This is a genomic window from Planococcus sp. TJ-307 (genome assembly GCF_058268435.1).
This window is the reverse complement of record NZ_JBZDOJ010000001.1, coordinates 856,011-876,565: the sequence shown is the minus strand read 5'-3', so window position 1 is coordinate 876,565 and position 20,555 is coordinate 856,011. Positions and strand designations below refer to the sequence as shown.

The window sequence follows — 20,555 nt, the reverse complement described above, 5'->3', positions numbered from 1 at the left end:
TCAAATATCATACGTTAATAGGGAAATATGAACTAAAAAGCATCACATCCATCAGAGTTGCTCTGTTGGATGTGATGCTTTTCGTTCACTATGTGGTTCCGGCTCATCTATTGGTTCGGTTTGCGGTGTTTCAGGAGTGGATTCATCTGCCGGCTGGTCTTTAGCACGCGCCAGTAATTCTTCACGATGGCCACTGGCAGCTTCTTCTCTTTTTGAACTTGCTTTACCCAAAGAAACAATAGCGGCCGTAAAAAATACAAAACCACCTGCAATTAATGACCACATACAGTACACCTCTTTTTATGCACACTTGCGATCGCCATTATCATTCTACTCCTAACAGTTCCAGTATTCTTATTTATGCTATTTTACGCCATATGATGGTTATTTACCAGCTTCAAGTTGACCAGAAAATTGAAAAACCTTAAGCCTTTAGATTCATATTAAAACCTGTTTTTATTACTATTGCGCTTGTTCATCGTCTTTTCTGTATTTTTCCTGCGCAGCTCCCGCATTTTATCACCTGCAGCATACAACCCAACTCCTAAACTTGCGCCTGCACTATCAATTAAAACATCTCGAACTTCACCGCTGCGCCCTTCAATAAACAATTGATGAACTTCATCGGTTACAGCAAATAACACACACATCCCAAAGCCCAAAAGCAGCAGCCGTAAACCATGGAAACCGCTGCTCCTCCAGGCGTTCAAACTTAACAAACTTAATAGAAAATAAGCCATAAAGTGAGCATTTTTTCGAACGAAGGTATGAAAATTTTCTACATTCAATTCAAGAGTCGGCGCTACTTGATCAATCAGATTTAATAGTGCCGCTACAACACCCGAACTCAAGCTGCTTGAATCAGAGCCTGGTTGATGGGAAAGATAAAAAATAACAGCCATCCAAGCAATAGCTGCTCCCCATGAAATACTTTTGTATACGGTCATTTTACAAATCCTTTACAGTTGGAATCAGGTTTTATTCATAACCCCCATTATAGCATCCAGCCCCAAAAGCGAAAGCCGTTATTTGACCTTCTCTTGACAGCAAGCCTCAAGCATTCAAAACAAAAAGCCTGCATAGATCTGCAGACTGGCTCTAGAGTTTGCAATTATTGGAGTTTATTTATTCTCGGGCTGCAGCTTTTGTCCGATAAGAAGGCAAAGGACTAAGTTCTTCTTCAATACCAGCCGCCTGAGACAAACTATTGTAAACTTTTCGATTCCAAATTTTGCGGCTCACATAAAACTCAAATTCTGTATTTCTGCCGAACTGCTTTTTAAAAAGATACAACGGATCATCTATCTTTCCTGTCACGCCTCCCCCTTCATGAATCAAATCCACTCCGTGTGCTTTTCCCCACTCTACAAGTGCGTAGCGCATGACGAAAGATGCCGATAAATGATGGTATTCAGCCAAAGTTCCAGACAAGTGAATATGAATGGTCTTTCCATAAAGAAGGTTTAATCCCATTCCGATGACTTGTCCTTCATAAAGGACTTCCACTAATAAAATACGCTCCCCGAAGGAATCCAAAAGTGATTCAAAATATTCATCCTTAAAATAATAGACAGAAGCTGCGTTTTTTCGGTTCATGGTTGAATAGTAAATACGCTTAAATTCCTCTAAACTGGAAGGTTTTTCAATTACCCGATATTCTACACCAGCTTCTAAAGCTTTGCGGATGCTTTTTTGCTTTGACTTCGAAAACTCCGATTTCACAGGGTTGTCGTAATCTTTTAAGTTGGTGCCTGTCGTAAAACGACGGAACGTCAATTCATAGCAACTTCTGAAATCCTGAGCATTGTTATGCAAAGGATGAAATCGCACAAATTCATAGACAATATGTTCTTTTTGGCAGTATTCTTCAAATGCATCGTGAAATGCCTGCACCAACTGGCATTTGTCTGCTGCTTGGCAATTAATGATGCGCGGGCCCCCATAGCCGTAAGGTGTGCTGATATCAAAATAGCAAACACCATCGATGGACATCGGGATAAGACGTTTGATAAAAAGATGGCTGACTCGTCCCAACGGATGGTTAAGCTCAAACACCTCACATACGCCTTTTTCAATTGGTTCATACAACCGCCCATAATTTGGTTCAAAATAAATATCATCCACCCTGAATCTTCCTCCTTATGCTAAATCCTTTAAAAGTAGAGGCAGCTACTCAAATATTGTTCTATATTTTACATATTATTACATCGTTATAATTTACTCAATTAAAATATTTAATATTCGGATTATTTGGATTAAAATTTGATGCTTCTTCCTGAAAAACTGCTTCCTGTCATACGGTTTCGAAGACAACCTTAAAAGCAAATGGCTGCATTGATTCATCCTCGGTAAAGCGGAAAGTATTCCATCATTTTTATGCCGTCGCTGTTCTTTTTTATCTCTACCAATTCATCATAGGTTTCTTGAAGGCGAATTTTTTTTCCGATCACTAAATCCAACGCTTTTGTTTTGGTAAACCCTTTTTTAAAACGATGAATATTTTCGTATGGAGCCGTTCCGCCCAATTGAAATTCTTTCTTGCTGTTGTTTATTCCCCAATGGCACGCTTCGTATTGAATTAGACTATTGCCCGCTAGATGAAAATAGTCAGGATCATTTCCAGTTAGATGAGAATGCATATAATCTCCATAGTGAAGTATAAGCGAAGAAGAAATGTATTTCCCCTCGTATTTAGCATTCAGCAAAAATTGCTTTCCTTTGAAAACCTCAAACGAATCTCTCAGAAACTCCTCTGAAAACAAATAATAATCGTTAGTGATGTTATTCCTTTTTGCCGTAATGTTGTATAAGCGATGAAACTCATCAGCAGTTTCTCCTGTGAAATCAAATTCGATTTCAACATTATTTTTCTGTGCTTTTCTCACTTGAGTACGGGTTTTCGGTGAAAATTCGTCCATAAAAAAATCGGTCACCGTCAAATCGATATAAATCATATCGCCATTATTGCGGAAACTGTATAGATGTTCAAAATCGAGGACGTTGTGAATCCAGGGATTGAACCTGACATATTCCGTGACAATGCCTTGCTCCTCACAATACTGTTGAAACGCTCGATCGTATTGCGCTACCAGTTCTTGGCGTTGCCCTTCAAGGCATTCCAATATGATGGGTCCGCTGAATCCGTAAGGTGTGATGATGTCATAATAAACTGCATCTCCTGTATCCACCGGAACCGGTCTGGAGATAAATTGATAGCTGACGTGGCCTAAACTATTTTTGAATTCGAATGAAGTCCATTTTCCTTGCTGCTCTTGTGCTTCGAAATACTTTCCCCATTCAGGCAAAAAATAAATATCCGGTACGTTAACCATTCCAAATTCCCTCCCAAGGAAAAGAGTCTTTTGTGAAAGCGCCATCTTTTTATAGAGAGTATATCACAGAGAGTAGACTAAAAGAATCAGAAAAAACAAAAAACTGTTTACAATTGCCTACAATTAAAAAATACATCCTCTTCTTTAATTGAATGAACAAGTGTCTATGTCTTTTCTCCTCTCGCTAACTGACTAAAATTTATCACTGCATAGTTTCAAAAACTTCACCAATTGAAAAACCGCTCTCGCCATTCTGGCGAGAGCGGTTTAGGCTTATAACAAAAGAATCTTTACGATATCCAACGAATGAACTTTACTTTTCTTTGATATAAGATTCTTTCAGTTTTTCTTCGAACAGCTGCAACAGCTGAGTTCTCAACTCGGGGCGTTTTAATGCAAATTCAATGGTTGTTTCGATAAATCCGAACTTCTCTCCTACATCAAAGCGATGTCCCTCAAATTCATAGGCATAAACGGATTGTACTTCGTTTAACATTTGGATGGCATCGGTTAATTGAATTTCCCCACCTGCACCAAGTTGATGCTGACCCAGAAATTCGAAAATTTCCGGGGTCAACACATAACGGCCCATAATGGCATAGTTAGAAGGTGCTGTTCCTGCCTCCGGCTTTTCAACAAACTTATTAACTTTGATCAGCTTGCCATCAATGGAAACCGGATCGATAATTCCGTAACGATGGGTTTCAGCTTCTGGAACCTGCTGAACACCGATGACGCTTTTTCCAGTCAATTCGTTTTGTCGCATCAACTGAGCCAGACACGGGTCTTCGTTTTCCACGATGTCATCTCCGAGCAGCACAGCAAACGGTTCGTTGCCAATAAAACGGCGTGCAGACCAAATGGCGTGTCCAAGGCCAAGCGGCTCTTTTTGGCGGATGTAGTGAATCTCCACATTAGAGGTTTCCAGAACAGAATCCAGCATATCCATTTTGCCTTTTCTCATCAGAGTCTCTTCTAACTCAAAAGCATGATCAAAATGATCTTCGATAGCACGTTTGCCTTTCCCTGTCACAATAATGATGTCTTCAATTCCAGAGGCAATGGCCTCTTCCACTATGTATTGGATTGTTGGCTTATCAACAATGGGAAGCATTTCTTTTGGCATTGCTTTAGTAGCTGGCAAGAATCGTGTTCCTAATCCTGCAGCCGGGATGATTGCTTTTTTGACTTGCATCTCTACACCTTCTTTTCATATGTATGAATTAATACTAACATTTATTTGCAATAAAGAAACTTTGGAAGCGTTATTTCAGAAATTTAAAGCGCTAAATATCTTCCAGTGAAGAAAATGGTCTAATAGAACGACTTTATTGACAGAAATTTAAAATTATAAGCAAACTTCTAGTAAGGTGATAGAATGTAAATGAATCATACGTCTATAATTATGTTCAATATTTCCTATTTATAATAGGTTGTATATAGTTACAAAGCCATATCAAAGAAAGTGTGGACTAATTGAATTTTCAGCCTATCTCTTATTACCCGCCTTTGATCTTATTGTCTATTTTTGTCATCTTTATATCGGCGTTTGTCGCTTTGAATATAAACAGCATCTTATTTGCTGCAGTTGGCAAAACAAAGACAAAATGGTTCCTGATCGGCTCGATTGTTTTGGGCGTCGGCATCTGGGCCATGCATTTCATCGGAATTCTTGCCAGTCATTTTTCTGCAGAAGCCATTTACAATACACCGCTTATCGTTGTGTCCATCTTTCCCGCGGTGCTTGCTAGCGGCATCGCCTTTACTATTGCCAACCGGCCTGCGATCCGAAAATTCGAGGTAATGGTGGGTGCTTTTTTAATTACCTCCGGTCTCCTGGCGATGCACCATATCGGGATGGCATCGATTCAACTTGATGCTGCTATGCGATATGATTCACTATTGTTTAGTCTGTCGGTGTTGGCAGCCTTGGCCTCTTCTCTCCTGCTGATATTTCTGCTGTTTTATTCACGCAGCCGACCAGAATTTTTCTGGCTCAGAGTGGCAAATGCTACCATGATTACTCTCAGTGTCTCGGCCATGCATTATACTAGCATGGCTGCAATAAAGTTCGAAGCTGGCTATTTCCAAACTTCTGCTGGAAACTCAGATAGCAACTATACGGCTTTTAATGTAGGTATTGGTCTGGCATTGATTTTGGCAAGTGCGGTCCTGAGCATCCGCAGCGAAACTAAAGTAAAATCCTTGTCTGATGAATACGACCGCCAGTTCCTGTCAGTCATTGAATCGGCAACTGATGGCATTATTGTTACAGATGCACAAGGGTTGGTCACACAATGGAATTACGGTGCACAATGTCTTTTCGGCTATGCCAAAGAAGAAATCATCAGCCAGGATGTCCGGCTGATTTTCCCAAAATCTCATCAACGCAAAGAAACACCGATGGATCCTGCTCAACTTCTCGGAAAAACCTTTGAACTGATCGGCGTTACCAAAGATGGCACCCATCTTTCTGTCGAGCTTTCTACCGGTACTTGGGAAACAGCAAAAGGAGTATACTACAGCCTGATTATTCGGGATATTACCGATCGAAAAGCTGCTGAAGAAAAAATCAGTAACTTGGTTTACCTGGATTCACTTACCGGCTTGCCAAACCGCCGATTATTCACCGACCGTCTGGATTCGGCAATTGCTCAGGCTATTGAAAATGAAACGGTGCTTTCTGTACTCTATTTGGACCTCGACCAATTCAAGCTCGTCAACGATACGTACGGCCATCAAACAGGCGACCGCTTGCTGCTCGATGTTGCAGAACGCATTACGTCATGTATTTCCAAAACCGACACACTGGCCAGGCTTGGCGGTGATGAATTTATTATGCTGCTGCCAAATGCGGATTACTCTAAAGCAGAACTAACTTCGTTAAAAATTCTCGACGCCCTGAACAAACCATTTATCGTCAACAATGAGGCAATCTTCACCACACCATCCATCGGGGTCAGCCTGTTCCCTGCAGATGGAAAGGATCCGGAAACACTGGTAAAAAGTGCGGATATCGCCATGTACCGGGTGAAAGAGGAAGGCAAAAACCATTTCCAGTTTTTCACTTCCGAAATGAATGAATTGGTGTCACGCAAATCAAAAATTGCCTTAAGCATTCGAAAAGGCTTGGAACTCGGTGAATTTACTGTGCATTATCAACCGCAATTTGATATTGCAACTGAACATATTATTGGTGTCGAGGCTTTAGTGCGTTGGCAGCACACCAAATGGGGACCGATCTCACCAGCTGAATTTATTCCCATTGCCGAAGAAAACGGTATGATTTTGTATATCGGTGAATTTGTTCTCCGAACGGCCTGCAAGCAAAACAAAGATTGGCAAGATGCTGGATTGCCGCCATTCCGCATGGCAGTCAATATTTCAGCCAAGCAGTTTTCCCATGGTAATATTGCACAGGTGGTCACTTCGGCTTTGGATGATGCAGGACTAGCACCTGAATTTCTCGAACTGGAATTGACGGAAAGCATCATACAAGGTGCGACCTCAGCCATTTCAAAAATGCAGGAACTAAAAGCCATGGGCATTCATTTGTCAATTGATGACTTTGGTACAGGCTACTCATCGCTCAGCTATTTAAAGTTATTCCCTGTCGATACGCTAAAAATCGATCAGCATTTTACGCGCAACATCCACAATGACCCGAAAGATGCGGCATTGGTGGATACCATTATCCAAATGGCCCACAACCTGGAGCTGAACGTCATTGCGGAAGGTGTGGAAACACTGGAACAGTTAACCTTTTTGAAAAACAAAAAATGCAACCAGGCCCAAGGTTATTATTTCCAAAAGCCATTGCTTCCCGAGAAAATTGAAGAGCTCTATCTAAAAGTTTAAATCAACAGCCCGCTTCCGGAAGCTTGAATTCCGGAAGCGGGCTGTTTTTAGTTGCTTTTCAGTAATTTTGACAACGGATGGATGCCAAAGCTTTGAATGATTAGCGACAAGATGACTACGGAAAAGCTAAGCGAAATCAACTCATCTGCTGCGCCGCTTGCCATAGCCCCTAATTGAAGCAGTAGGAAGACTGACATGGAACCCCGGATGCCCGACCAGGAAATGAGCAGCGATTTTTTCCATACCGCATCTTGCTTACTGCTGCCAAGCAGTTTGAACGTACCTCCGACGATCAAAAAGCGAATAGCGATGCTGAAGAATAAAATCAGAATGGCCAAAATCCAGTTGCTCCACTCCAAATACTGCGTCGCCTTGATGCCAATCAGTAAAAACAACAACGACAAGAGCGAAGGTTCGACCACACCCCAAAAGCCGGACAGCGACTCCCGGTAATGGTCTTCTTTGTTGGTATGGGAAAACTCCCATGATAGCATAATGCCCGCGGACACAGTAGCTAAGACGCCAGAAAATCCGAAGCTTTCAGCCAATTGAAAAACACCATAGGCCAAGACGATGCTAAGCATGACCTGATAATCGCGGTGGTGGGTGATGTGCACCGCTTTGCTCAACAGCCAACCAACTGTGATGCCTAGAGCCACGCCGCCTGCTGATACAGAAACAAATTCACCTAAAATAGACCACCCATCAATGGATGCTGATTCCATGTACAGGCCCGACAAGACCGTGAACAAAACAATACTGGTGCCATCATTAATCATGGATTCTCCGTCCACAATATCGGCGATGCTTTTGTCAGGTGCTGATTTTTTCAAAATCGAAACTACCGATGCTGGATCTGTCGGTGCCAAAATGGCTGCGATGACTAACGCCCCTATTAGCGAAACAGAGAAGAACAAGCCGCCAAGCCAGTAGACTGCCAGTCCGACCAAGCCAATCGTCAGACCAAGTCCCACTGTACTGAGCAATCCAATAACACCCGCATTCTTTCGCAAAGCCCCCGTTGAAAACTGGTAAGCGGAAACAAACAAAAGCCCAGGCAAAAAGACGTCATAAATCAACGTTTCTGTCACTTCCACACGATCAAAATAAGGAATAAAGGACAATCCGATACCAATCAATAACAGCACAACGGGTACAGGAAAATTTTCTTGTTTTTTATCAATTGTAAACACCAAATAGCCGATGCACAATAAGATGGTGACGAGTGCCGCAGACATATTAAATCCCTCCAAGGTTCAAGCTTTCTACGAGTCCTTCTTCCCTGAATGTTTATTTTTAAAACGGCAGCTCAGAATTCATTACCATACAAAAAGGACAACCCAGTGTTATAGGTTGTCCTTTTTGTATTAATAATGTTCTCTCACGTTCCTGATCGGCTCTGCAATTGTTCAGCCTCTTCTTTCAAACGGCGTTTGACTTGCAGGTAGGATGCGACTTCTGCCAACTCTTCATCATTTACTGGTTGGTCATCCACTATCAAGTTTATAGAGTCTAACTCAGCAATCTGCATTAAATCCAGCTTGCTGGAAGCTCCATCCCGTTCTAATAAAAAATCCATTGTTACTTTATAGTAATCGGCCAATAATTGCAGATGAGAGACGCTCACCTGTTTTTTGCCGCTTTCGTATCCCCAAACAACTGTTTTTGCAAAGCCCAATGCTAGGGCCAAATCATCCACACTTAATTCGTTTTGTTCTCTCAAGCCTTTTAACTTCTCTCCGATCTGCTTCACGTTAAGCGCCCCTTTCTTATCCATGACTGTTATACAATACCTATATTATTCCCTTACAAAGCTTTTGAAAACCCTAAAGTGCCCGTATTCCAACAATTGAGCCTGAGTGCTTAGTAAAAAACTGAAATTTTAGATAAATTAGATTTTTGTATTAGTAACAATGTAACAACCTAATAATGAAATATAGGTATTATGATTCCCAAGCAACCAGTTTTTCAGCGAGCTATTATTCTTCAGTTTGCTGCACTGGTTGTGCCGATCATTCACAAACTAGAGGAAGAAAAAGACAAGCTAATCGTTTCTATAAGTTCAAAGCAAGTTTAGCAATAGAATTATCGAAGCAATTGTGAGTGAATAGAAAAATCTCGTCCTGCGAAATCAGTGATTTCAGGACGAGATTTATGTTTTATTTAACTAACAGGTTTCTGGCTTCTCTGAACTCTTTAATGTGATGGTCGATGATGCAGCCGTTTTCGATCACGACGGAATTTCGGATCATGTCGGTCCAATTGCCTTCGACAAAGTTATCAACAATCGGTGAAAATCCTTCGCTCAACACTTTTGTCACAGTATGGGGAAACATCGCCGGCGTGTTGTCCACCGTGTAATGAATAATTCCATCTACTGTGTAGACGGGATCATCGATGGTCGACGGACGGGATGTCTCAATTTCCATGTTCGGATCGCAGCTGACGTCGACAATCATCGCGCCTTTTTTCAAACGTTTCAAATCTTCTTTGTAGATGATGCGGTCCGTGCGCGTCGTATCCCACATCACGCAGTTGACCAATACGTCGTAATTGCCCATGTTTTTAATGAACAAGGATTCCAGCTTGCGGCCGTATACATCCACATCGGCACCGAGGCCGTGGAGAATGCGGAGTACCCCTTTGGTCGTATGGCCATTTCCAAGAACCGCCACTTTTGTTTCGTACGGCATTTTGCCGCAATACTGATAGGCTTGAAGAATTGCCGCTTCCCCGGCCACTTCGCGGTTACGATAGAAAATATAGCGGCCGTCTTCAAACATTTCTTCCCAGGCAACTACGGTGTGGTCTCCTGCCAGCACGGCATCCGTAAACGCAATGTCCTGCACTGCATGAGCCCAGCCAACCAATAGTTTGCCTGGCGTCAACTGATCGAAATAATCCGCATTGCCCAATTTCACATCGACGATCGCGTCGCATTGAAGCACTTCTGCACGTGATACGAATTGCGCACCGGAAACTTCGTACTCAGCGTCCGAAAAGCCTAGCGCATCGCCATAGCCGATTTCAAAATACAACTGCCCGATGTTTTTAATATTTGGCATGTCCTTTGGCAAAAGCGCTCTTCTTTTTTCGTTGTTTTTGTGGCTGATAACAAATCCGATTGTGTACATAATATAACCTCCAATTGATGAATGCTGCTGGATCCTGATCGGCTGATAATTGACATTTCATACAGAATCGACCGGACAACCCTCATAAATTGTCGAGTGAGTTAATATATTAATATCGTTTCCGTATAGCTGATCTATTTGGCATCATACCATAGATCAGCGATAATATAAGCATTTTGACACAAGGAAATGAAATAAATAAAGAAAGCGTTCACATACAAGCTGTTACTCCACTCAAGATGCATTTTTACTTGTTTAAGAAACCTAACTAAGCAACTTATATCTTCAATTTCCTTGTATTTTTTTGTTGTTTTATTTATTTTGATAACTATGTCGGCATATTGGATTTTTTATATAATGACTAAATGCCAAAAAAAGAAAGCGCACCATCGCGCTTTCTGAATAAAGATTTAGTTTCATGTATGCTGCCAGATAGTTATCTGTTATTTGAGTACACTGCCAGATGGCGCGAATCACTCCATTCTTCTTGCTTAGGTCTGACTCAATCCGCAAAAAGCGCCGGCCGGGTATTCAATAATGGCGTAGCTTCCAGAAGTGATGCCGTCTTGCGGTTCGCGGTGAACAATTCCGCCGCGATTCCGGCACATTTCCAAACTTTGCTGCAAGTCGGCTACGGCAAAATAGACAATCCAAAGCTGCGGCAACCCTTCGTTGACTCCTGCTTGATGACAAATACCAGCTGCCGGATTGCCATCCGGTGTGTTCATCATATAATCGGCGTAATCCCCCATCCGAAAATCGCTGTGCTGCCAGCCAACAACTTCCTTATAGAAATCACGAACCCCTTCTGCGTGATGAACGGTCAAATCGGCTGAAATGATGGAGCCAGGATGAATTTTATATTCTTCTGTCATGGCACACACTCCCTTTTTATAAAACTTCAGAACAACTTGTTCGGATGATAGTTTAAACTAATTCTTTTTTCAACAAGTCCACCAAATAAGCCATTTCTTCCAGCCCATAACGCTGATCGCATGGCAGCGGTAAAATGTTAGCAGCGTATTGGTATTCGATGCTTTCTTCCGGACAGTCTTTCATAACATTGGGCCACAACAGCGGAATATAGATCTGTTCGTCCGTCAGACGTGTTCTAATTTCTAAGCCATTCTCTACCAATAAAGGGTAGGCAAAAGGCCCTTGCGGCATCGTCAACTTGAGTGGATTGTCAGCACCCAGCTGCTGCTCCAAGTAGATGTAGTTTTCGTTTCTTGTTTGTCGCACCCTTTTGTAGTCAATGGCGCCCATTAGATTGTGCGTAAGCTTCGACATGGTCCGCAGTGGTGTGGCGTCGAGAACGTGGTCATTCCGCTGAAAATCAGAATAGTAATCAGAAGCTCTCCCTTCGTAGCGGCCCACAATATGCTTTAAGCGATCGGATGACATGTCTTGCTCGAGATTTTCATGCAAGATGGCATCCGTTGCCAAATACGCACCGTCCGGGACACCAAAAAACTTACGGCAGGAATAAATCGTATCGACGCCCGCCAGCGGCTCCTGAAAAAAAGCATGGCTATAATCGAAGATCACTTGGCCAAAATGCTGCTTGAGTGCCAGCAATTGTTCTGTCGTCAGCTGTCCATACAAATTGACAATATACAAAAATTCGTCTTTCTCCAGTTTCTTGTCAAAAATCGGTAAAAATTCCTGGTCAATGTTGTAATACTCAAAATTGTAGTCATGTTCTTCTAAAAGCGTACTAACTGAGTCGCATAAATAATATGGAATGTGCAATTTCGTGATTTTTCGTGCTTTCATTAAGTAAAGCAAGGTATTCCGTCCCGTATTCAGCCGGATCAAGCTATCATAAAACTCATTGCTGACCAGATCATCCAACCCAAAATAGCCGCCTATTTCTCTCATGCAAAACTTCCCCCTATTTTGTAACTATCTTTAGTAAAGGCTTGAACCCCCCTCACCAAGACGAAGCATCCACTAAAATACACAATAAAAATATCAAAGAATTTGGGCAGTCAGTTTACCGGTACAGTGGTTTGATGAAATCGGTATGCCGGAAACTGTGTTGCATCTAGTGGAGCATTCACAGACTTGCATAACCGTTCAAACGCTGACAGGTTCCAAATTTTTTGACCTGTAAAATACTCAAACTCTTCATGGCGCCCAAATTTTTTCTTAAACAAGTAAAGCTTGTCATCCGGTTCACCGGTCCGGCCACCGCCGTGATGGATCAATCGTTTGCCTTGTTCTTTCCCCCAGAGCACCAATGCGTACTGCAAAACATAGGCAGGCGACAACTGATGGAACTCTTGAAGAGTGCCGGTAAGATGGACATGAATAAAGTCGCCACAGACAAAGTTCAGGCTCATCCCAATAATCTTGCCTTTATAAACCACTTCGACAACCACTAAGTAATCACCAAGCCAATCGATGCAGTTTTGAAAATACACATCATCAAAATAGTAAACCGCGTCGGCATCATTGCGCTGCAGCGTCGACGCATACAGTTGCTTGAAATCTTCCAGGCTATCCGGATGATCGATCACTCGGTATTCCACACCAGCTTTCAAGCTGTGGCGGATATCCCGTCTGCACGAAGCTGAGTATTCCGTTAGAATTGGATCTTCTACATCCGACAGACGAGTTTGAATAGTATTGCGCTTAAAGCTAAGCTCGTAGCAGGAGCTGAAATCCAAGTGATTTTTAAGAATCGGATGGAAACGGACAGACTCAGATACAATGCCCTCATCACGGCAATATTCCCCAAACGCTTCTTGAAAAGCAAATACCAGCTCTTCCTTGGCTCCCTCTTTGCCACTGACAATACGCGGACCACCGTATCCATAAGGAGTCACCAAATCGTAAAATGTCCGCCCCTCCAACTTAATCGGAATTTCACGTCGGATGAATAAGTGCTTAACCGTCCCAAGCGCATGCTGAAAAATAAACTCCTCACATTCACCATTCTCAATTTTTTCGTATAACCGCCCATAATTTTTCTCAAAATAAATATCTTTCATCCAGAGGACCTCTTTCGTAGTGGAATTGTTTTAGGAATTTATTGCATGAATACTGCTACTTATGAACTTGCTGTTATTTTATCATTCTATTTGCAAATAATACAGATAATTAAGATAACTTACCAAATAAATTAATGGACACAAAAAAAGCTGCCAGATTTGGCAGCGCTGTTTCCATTATTCATCTTCTTGAAATACTGCAAGCGGCAGTACGGCACTGACTATGTACTGGCCGGCGTCAACGATTTCCGAGATTTTTAGGTCTACGCATAAGCTGCATAACAAGTAAGCATCTTTAGGCTCGAGTCCATAGTTTTTGGAAATATGGTCTACCATAGCGCGGATGGCGTCGCGCGAAGCTTCCATCAAATCGGGTCCAACTCCAGTTGTGCCGTAAAAACCTTTATGATCGACTTTTGGCGTCAAGGCGCCAGCGGTTTGGAACTGAGGCGCTGGAATCGTCTTGCCTTTGATGATGCGGAATTTCAACGACGCCTGCATCGGGCATTCAAGCGCAGTAACACAAACTTCGCCGTCGCCTTGTGCTGCATGGGCATCCCCGCAGCTAAACATGGCACCCGCAATTTGCACCGGCAAATACAGTTTCGTGCCAATGGTCAATTGCCGCGTATCCATATTGCCACCAAATGTTCCGGGCGGCATAATGGCCTGTCCCTCAGCGTTTGCTGGACCGACGCCCATTGTACCAAGGAACGGCGTGATCGGCACTTTGATGTTGGTGCTAAACTGGATAAACTCACCATTACTCAAATCGAAGGTCCGCAAATAGGCATCTGGAAACTCTTCCGGCAATAAGCCAAGTCCCGGTAAAATTGCCATCCAGCCCCAGCTTCCTGGAGTTAAGTCCAGAATTTCTACTTCCAGCGTGTCTCCCGGTTCGGCTCCCCGAATTTCGACAGGCCCCGCGAGCGGATAAACTTTTGCCCAATCGAGCCCGGCAATATTTTCAGTTTTGGAATCCTTATTAAACTGATTGTCTGCCACTTCACGCGTGGAGAAATCGACTTGGTCTCCGCTGTCAATCGTCAGGACCGGCTGCGGATCTTTGTCCCACGTGTAATGCACGCGGTCTTCCGGAAATTTATGTGTGTTTGCCACTTTTTTCATCCTTTCGGGTTTTATTTTTTATAGAAAGAGCATTTTTTCCAGTTAAATGGATATACTTTCTATTTTCGGGAAAATAATTTCTATATGGCTGCAAATACTTTCTGTTTGAGCCCAAATACTTTCTATAAGGATCAAATTACTTTCCAGAACAAAAACTGATTAAATATCCAAACCCGAGAAAGCGCAAGTCTGCGCTTTCCACTTAAAATCGTAATTTTCCTGTTGCGGAACGTATTCTATCCGCTATGGGTCGTATTTCGCATCCAGTGAATCGTCTGCCACCCGCAACGAGTTATCCGATAAGCTTCAAACTCGGCGACTGCCCTTTCATCAGCTCAAGCTTTTCAAGCGCATACGCGACGTTAAGGACTTTTTCCTCTTGGAAGGCCGGACCCATGATTTGAAGGCCAATCGGCAATCCATCACGGACACCGCATGGAATGCTTAGCGCCGGCAACCCGGTGAGATTACCCGGCCCTGTAAAGCGGATGACTTCGTCCAAGAAGCTCAGCGCCTGTCCATTAATATCAACAGTGCTGGCACCAATTGGCGGCGACAAGAATGGCAAGGTTGGTGAAATGAGTACGTCCACTTTTTCAAATGCGGCCGAAAATTCGAGATCCAGCTTGCGGCGGATTTGCTGGGACTGTACGTAATCAACACCGGACATGAGTTCACCAACTTCCAACAGGAAGCGAACGTCTTCGCCGAATTTTTCCGGCTGTTTGACGAGATTGTCGTGATGAATGGCACTCGCTTCAGTCGTGATCGTAACGAGTTCCGCAAATTCTGCTTGTGCCAGGGATGGAATCCGGACCGGCTCAATTCGTGCACCGAGCTTTTCCAGTTGCTGCAGCGCATTTTGGACGGCTTCATTGACACGGGTATCGACGTTTTTGAAGAAATAATCTTCTTCAATGCCAATGACCATTCCTTTGATATCTTCGTTCAACTGTCCCGAATAGTTTTGAGTCGGCCGATCGACTGAAGTCGGGTCTTTCGGGTCGTAGCCGCCGAGCACTTCGAGCAGGAGCGCGGCGTCAAAAACAGTTTTTGTCATGGGGCCGATGTGATCAAGGCTCCACGACAATGGAAAACAGCCGTATTTGCTGATGCGGCCATGCGTCGGCTTCAACCCGATAATGCCGCAGCTTGATGCCGGAATCCGGATCGACCCGCCAGTGTCTGTGCCGAGCGAGGCAATTGTCATGTCTGAAGCGACTGCTGCTCCCGAACCGCCGCTTGAACCGCCCGGAATTTTGCTGAGGTCCCATGGATTTTTGCAGGCGCCGTAATGCGGATTGGTCGTTGTCGCGCCCCACGCATATTCGTGCATATTGAGCTTGCCATGAAACGTCACACCTGACAGCTTGAGTTTCGACACTACCGTTGCGTCAAAGTCCGCAATAAACCCTTCATGGATTTTCGATCCCATCGTTGCTGGCTCATCCTTAAAATACAAAATATCTTTCAGCGCCATCGGGATGCCGTGCAGGAAGCCACGGTAGTTGCCGCTTTGGATTTCTTGCTCCGCCTGCCTCGCCGATTCCAGCGCCTGTTCCTTTTGCACGCGAATAAAAGCATTAATCTCGCCATTATAAGCATCGATGTTCGATAGCACTGCTTCGGTCAGTTCAACAGGCGACACCTGCTTGTCGCGCAACTTAGGTGCCAATTCTCCGATAGATTGAGCTGCTAGTTCTTCATTCATGGCCGCTCACCTCCTGGTACGTGCGTCAGCGCCATGTCAAAATCCTTCAGCTGTGAATTGTCCACGGTGTTGCGCAATTGTTGCACCGCTTGCATTTGCTGCGCGAGCATTTCCTGATGTGCCTCTGGTACCTGAATTCCTCGTTCCTCTAAAATCTTGTGAATGCCTTGTGCCATAACAAGTCCTCCCATTTGGATGATTTTAAAGCATGTGAGAATCTGGGATGTCTATCGACAGTTTATCACAGTTCGCAGATAGTTCTGACTATTTAGATGGGATTTTTATCAAAATAAACCCTCAAGCACAAGATTTTGTCTTGGCACTTAAGGGTTATGTCTTTTTTGGAGGATATTTTTCCAGTGAAATGGATATACTTTCTGTTTTGCTGAAAATACTTTCTGTGTGAACCAATATACTTTCTATAGCGATGAAAATACTTTCCAAAGCCCCAAAACGCTTGAATGCCCAACCCCTAGGAAAGCGCTAGCCTGCGCTTTCCGCTATGAACTTTCGGTCCCAAGCCGGGTTCTCTTGGGACCCCGCCCTTAGGCATCTACTGTTTTCCGTACTTTTGACAACAACGGCCGCTCGTTGCTCCAGACGAGGTTTACCGGGACATCGAAAAATTCGGATAGCCGCTCGCTGGTAATGAGGTCAATGGTGTCACCGGAAGCGAAAACTTTGCCCGCTTTCAGCAATAAGGTTTTATTAAAATCTGGCATGATTTCTTCTATATGATGCGTGACGTAAATGATGGTCGGACCCTCTGGTTTTTGGGCAATAGCCGCGATCGACTCGAGCAATTCTTCCCGAGCGATAAAGTCGAGCCCTGCTGTCGGCTCGTCGAGGATGAGCAGCTCTGGATCTGCCATCAATGCTCGCCCAATGAGTACACGCTGTTTTTCGCCTTGCGACAGCGTATGGTAATCCCGGTTGGCGTAGCCCAAGCAGCCGAGTTCGCGCAGAATGTCGATTCCTTTTTGGTCGATGGCTTCGGTCGTTTCCTGATAGAGGCCAAGAGAAGCAAATGCTCCGCTCAATACAACTTCGTAAGCATTGTCATAAACCGGCAGTTTTTGCTGCACGGATGCTGAGACAAACCCAATCTGGCTGCGCAGTTTTTCTGCCAAATAAGTTTTACCAAACTCCAAGCCCAGCACCGTCACCTTTCCTTCTGTCGGGAAAAAATAGGCATTGATTAAATCCAGCAGCGAGGTTTTGCCGGCGCCATTCAATCCGTACAGCACCCAATGCTCACCTTGTTGAATTTGCCAATCGACGTCATCCAACACGAGCTTGTCGTCTCTTCGCCGCGACACACCTTCGAGTTCCACAATCATTTTCATAAACGAATGTCCTCCCGGCGCTGCACATGAACCACGGTTCCCATTATCAGTGGATCCGCTTCCCGAATCTTGCCGAAATCAAGGCCGGTCAATTGTTCAATTTGTGCGATGGGGACTTGATACGTTTCAAACTGCCCGTAGACAAATTCCAGATTTCCACCGATTAAATCCTCCTGTGTCTGCAAATAGGCAGTTGCTGACAGCGATGTGCCGTCTTTGATCATCACCGCCACTTTCCAGAACTGATCCGGAATCTGTGCGTCGCGGTAAGCGACATCATCCTCCCGAAAAACGGGTCCCGTGAACACCGAAACTTTCATGCCGGATTCGCGCGCATTGTCCAGCAAATAATCCTCCAAATCGAGCCACGCTTTCTGGTTAAAATCTTTATGCTGTGGTGCGCAATTGGTAAAATGAAATGTGTGTTCATTGGCTTTTACCGCATCAATTCCCCAGTTTGGATCACGCCGGCGCACCAAATGCCCACGGTCGATATCATTTGATTGATAAAATTCCGGTCCGATTTGATAAGCCTCATCAGTCCGCGGATCAAAATACCAGCGATCATTGCCGCGTTTGACGTCAACCAGTTGTGAGCCATCGATATTGACAGCCGTGAAAAAAGCAAGGCGGCGTGATTTGCTCATGGCAATGGAAAAATGGCTATAATCCAGAACCGCCTTGCCTTCAGAAGTTTTGGCTGCATCTTCCAGCTGTACCTCACTTAAAAGAGGCAGTTCCACTCCAAATCCAGCGCCGAGAAATGCCGGATCGTAGCCGGAAACTCCTGCGTACCAATCAGCTTCCAAAGATCCCACTTCCATCGGCTCTTTGGATGGTCCCGGCATGGCCACATCCAGCAGCCCATCCAGCAGCCTGCGCGAGCGAACATCTTCCAAGCTGCTGCGCTTTTCGCTGAGGTGATGAATAATCGAACTGATCCGAATGCCTTGATTAGCAATCCAGCGGGTATTGTCTTCTGGATCCGGCACACCCGCATGATGCAGCGCAACGACCACCCATTGATCATTGAACACGGGTGATCCCGAAGATCCAGGCTCTGTGTCGCTAACGTATTGAACAAAATCGGAAGAGATAAACTTGACTTCATTTTCCCGAATGGTGATGGCCTTTGGACCGCCGTTCGGATGCTGGATAATGGTCACGTATTCACCTTCGAGAATTTTCCCCGGCTTTGGCAAAAGCGGCAAGTAACCGAAGCCAGCGAGTGGAATGGCGTGAACATTGCTTTCCTCTACCGCCACCAATGTGAAGTCCAACGCCTCATCGGTAATAAAAAGCGCTTCGGGATCCAGGCGGAAGCTGATGATATCGAGCGGCATGAACTGGACATCGTCCTCGTAATTAAATTCCGCCACAGCATACATCGCCCCTTCTTTTGTTTCCAATACATGGTTGTTCGTCAACAGCAAATTGGGCGCTACGAGAAATCCGGTGCCGTAGCTTTCAAGTTGCCCCGAACGGCTGCGGATTGAAATGCGGCACACCGCTTTGCTGACGTTTAGCCCCGCCTGCAAATGCGCAATCGGAAACAAATCGCTTTTGTTGATGATGCGCTCCATCGCCAAATTGTCGTGGTGATTGATGAGACTCGAGCGTGTCAGCATCTTTTCATTCGTCACTGGTGCCAGATTTTCCGCATTATGCTCTTTCTCGAACTGCAAATACCGCTGCATGGCCTGCTGCTCGATTTGCTTCATATTTTTGAACATCCTTTTCCAACCCCTTCCGAAGAATCAACTAAATTTTTCAATAAAAATTATAATATTCTATTAATTGTATTCACGAAAAGCTTAACACACTCAATATAGGAACGCACGTTCTAAAAAATAGTTTTTTCAGTTCGATGAGGCTGAAGAGCACTTGGTTTCCCAAAGCCGGCAAGCGCTAGACTGCGCTTGGCCGCTTGTGAAGCGTATTTTTGAGGTTGTGGATCGTGTTTCTGCTGCTGTGGATCGTAGTTTGTACGTAGTGAATCGCATTTCTGCTGTAGTGGATCGCAGTTTAGCTTAGCGAATTATATTTCGATAATTAGTTCCACTTCAAGCTCAATATCTTCTTAAAATAAATGCTTAGAGTTCCGAACTAATGGGTAAACACTTAACCTAACCAAATTTTCAACAAAAGGAGAAATGCTAAATGGATTTTGTTACATTAAATAGTGGGAAAAAAATGCCGCAATTAGGCTTTGGTGTATGGCAGGTCGAAGACGATGAGGCGACTAAAGCAGTTGCGAAAGCACTCGAAACGGGCTACACGTCTATTGATACTGCAATGATTTACAAGAATGAAAAAGGCGTCGGCAAAGCGCTGAAAGAAACTTCCGTGCCGCGCGAAGACTTGTTTATCACAACGAAAGTTTGGAATGCTGACCAAGGCTATGAAAATACCTTGCGTGCATTTGACGAGAGCCTCGAGCGCCTTGGCCTCGATTATGTTGACTTGTACTTGATTCACTGGCCAACTCCAGAATTTGATAACTATGTCGATACCTATAAAGCATTAGAAAAATTATACAAAGACGGCCGTGTAAAATCGATCGGTGTTTGCAACTTTGAAGTTGAGCATTTAGAGCGTTTGCTCGCTGAATGTGAAATACCACCCGTTTTAAACCAAGTGGAATGCCATCCCTACTTGGCACAAAACGAATTAAAAGAATTCTGCGCGAAGCATGATATTTTTGTGGAAGCATGGAGCCCGCTTGACCAGGGCGGCGAAGTATTGAAGGATGAAACCATCCAGAAAATCGCGGATGCTAAAGGCAAGTCACCGGCTCAAGTTGTATTGCGCTGGCATTTGCAGAACGACACGATTGTCATCCCGAAATCTGTCACGCCGTCACGCATCGAAGAAAATTTTGATGTGTTTGATTTCGAACTGACAGAGGCTGAAATGAATGACATCGATGGCTTAAACAAAGACCGCCGAAAAGGCGCTCACCCAAATGAAATGAATGTACGCTAATTAGTATAGAGCCGCCTCTTCTATCTTGAAGAGGCGGCTTTTTCTGTTATTTTCAACTTCTGGCA

19 protein-coding genes are annotated in these 20,555 nt (G+C 44.1%); 3 read left to right on the top strand and 16 right to left on the bottom strand.

Annotated features, from left to right (window positions below):
- Positions 1–51 precede the first annotated feature (51 nt).
- The 5 genes from AC4EHK_RS04240 to galU form a co-directional block, all read right to left on the bottom strand.
- Positions 52–285, bottom strand: a complete 234-nt coding sequence (locus tag AC4EHK_RS04240; RefSeq protein WP_490977538.1) for a hypothetical protein — start codon at positions 283–285, stop codon at positions 52–54.
- 158 nt (positions 286–443) lie between these two features.
- Positions 444–947, bottom strand: a complete 504-nt coding sequence (locus AC4EHK_RS04235; RefSeq protein ID WP_490977537.1) for a VanZ family protein — start codon at positions 945–947, stop codon at positions 444–446.
- Between the two features lie 178 nt (positions 948–1,125).
- Positions 1,126–2,124 carry a GNAT family N-acetyltransferase gene (locus AC4EHK_RS04230; RefSeq protein ID WP_490977536.1) on the bottom strand — a complete coding sequence of 333 codons (999 nt, stop codon included), beginning with the start codon at positions 2,122–2,124 and terminating at the stop codon, positions 1,126–1,128.
- Between the two features lie 215 nt (positions 2,125–2,339).
- Positions 2,340–3,332, bottom strand: coding sequence for a GNAT family N-acetyltransferase (locus tag AC4EHK_RS04225; RefSeq protein WP_490977535.1), 993 nt, complete (start codon positions 3,330–3,332; stop codon positions 2,340–2,342).
- A gap of 313 nt (positions 3,333–3,645) precedes the next feature.
- Positions 3,646–4,527, bottom strand: a complete 882-nt coding sequence (galU, locus tag AC4EHK_RS04220) for a UTP--glucose-1-phosphate uridylyltransferase GalU (protein ID WP_490977534.1) — start codon at positions 4,525–4,527, stop codon at positions 3,646–3,648.
- A 281-nt stretch (positions 4,528–4,808) separates the two neighbouring features.
- On the opposite strand from galU, the gene AC4EHK_RS04215 reads away from it, so the two are divergent.
- Positions 4,809–7,190 (top strand): EAL domain-containing protein, encoded by a 2,382-nt coding sequence (locus AC4EHK_RS04215; RefSeq protein ID WP_490977533.1) that lies wholly within the window; start codon positions 4,809–4,811, stop codon positions 7,188–7,190.
- 47 nt (positions 7,191–7,237) lie between these two features.
- Here the strand turns inward: AC4EHK_RS04215 and AC4EHK_RS04210 are convergent, their stop codons facing one another.
- From AC4EHK_RS04210 to AC4EHK_RS04170, 9 genes are all read right to left on the bottom strand, one after another.
- Positions 7,238–8,428: a cation:proton antiporter gene (locus AC4EHK_RS04210; RefSeq protein WP_490977532.1), complete on the bottom strand. Its 1,191-nt coding sequence runs from the start codon at positions 8,426–8,428 to the stop codon at positions 7,238–7,240.
- A gap of 143 nt (positions 8,429–8,571) precedes the next feature.
- A complete protein-coding gene (locus AC4EHK_RS04205; RefSeq protein WP_490977531.1) occupies positions 8,572–8,943 on the bottom strand; it encodes a helix-turn-helix domain-containing protein in 372 nt (123 codons plus the stop codon).
- A gap of 406 nt (positions 8,944–9,349) precedes the next feature.
- Positions 9,350–10,324, bottom strand: a complete 975-nt coding sequence (locus AC4EHK_RS04200) for a N(5)-(carboxyethyl)ornithine synthase (RefSeq protein ID WP_490977530.1) — start codon at positions 10,322–10,324, stop codon at positions 9,350–9,352.
- Positions 10,325–10,815: 491 nt separating this feature from the next.
- Positions 10,816–11,199, bottom strand: a complete 384-nt coding sequence (locus tag AC4EHK_RS04195) for a VOC family protein (RefSeq protein ID WP_490977529.1) — start codon at positions 11,197–11,199, stop codon at positions 10,816–10,818.
- 52 nt (positions 11,200–11,251) lie between these two features.
- Complete coding sequence (locus AC4EHK_RS04190; protein WP_490977528.1) at positions 11,252–12,205, bottom strand: hypothetical protein; 954 nt, start codon at positions 12,203–12,205, stop codon at positions 11,252–11,254.
- A gap of 110 nt (positions 12,206–12,315) precedes the next feature.
- Positions 12,316–13,320: a GNAT family N-acetyltransferase gene (locus AC4EHK_RS04185; RefSeq protein ID WP_490977527.1), complete on the bottom strand. Its 1,005-nt coding sequence runs from the start codon at positions 13,318–13,320 to the stop codon at positions 12,316–12,318.
- A 177-nt stretch (positions 13,321–13,497) separates the two neighbouring features.
- The gene (locus AC4EHK_RS04180; protein ID WP_490977526.1) at positions 13,498–14,448 is read right to left on the bottom strand and encodes an acetamidase/formamidase family protein; all 951 of its coding nucleotides are present in this window, start codon (positions 14,446–14,448) and stop codon (positions 13,498–13,500) included.
- Positions 14,449–14,740: 292 nt separating this feature from the next.
- Positions 14,741–16,159 (bottom strand): amidase, encoded by a 1,419-nt coding sequence (locus AC4EHK_RS04175; RefSeq protein WP_490977525.1) that lies wholly within the window; start codon positions 16,157–16,159, stop codon positions 14,741–14,743.
- A complete protein-coding gene (locus AC4EHK_RS04170; RefSeq protein WP_490977524.1) occupies positions 16,156–16,335 on the bottom strand; it encodes a hypothetical protein in 180 nt (59 codons plus the stop codon). Before AC4EHK_RS04170 ends, AC4EHK_RS04175 begins: the two co-directional genes overlap by 4 nt.
- A gap of 47 nt (positions 16,336–16,382) precedes the next feature.
- Between AC4EHK_RS04170 and AC4EHK_RS04165 the strand changes: the two genes are divergently transcribed.
- Complete coding sequence (locus AC4EHK_RS04165; RefSeq protein ID WP_490977523.1) at positions 16,383–16,565, top strand: hypothetical protein; 183 nt, start codon at positions 16,383–16,385, stop codon at positions 16,563–16,565.
- 139 nt (positions 16,566–16,704) lie between these two features.
- Here the strand turns inward: AC4EHK_RS04165 and AC4EHK_RS04160 are convergent, their stop codons facing one another.
- Both AC4EHK_RS04160 and AC4EHK_RS04155 read right to left on the bottom strand, forming a co-directional pair.
- On the bottom strand, positions 16,705–17,499 hold the full coding sequence (locus AC4EHK_RS04160) for an ABC transporter ATP-binding protein (RefSeq protein ID WP_490977927.1): 795 nt from the start codon (positions 17,497–17,499) through the stop codon (positions 16,705–16,707).
- 2 nt (positions 17,500–17,501) lie between these two features.
- A complete protein-coding gene (locus AC4EHK_RS04155) occupies positions 17,502–19,238 on the bottom strand; it encodes a DNA/RNA non-specific endonuclease (RefSeq protein WP_490977522.1) in 1,737 nt (578 codons plus the stop codon).
- A gap of 427 nt (positions 19,239–19,665) precedes the next feature.
- Here AC4EHK_RS04155 and AC4EHK_RS04150 point away from each other — a divergent pair, with 427 nt between their 5' ends.
- On the top strand, positions 19,666–20,490 hold the full coding sequence (locus AC4EHK_RS04150) for an aldo/keto reductase (protein WP_490977521.1): 825 nt from the start codon (positions 19,666–19,668) through the stop codon (positions 20,488–20,490).
- Positions 20,491–20,555 lie beyond the last annotated feature (65 nt).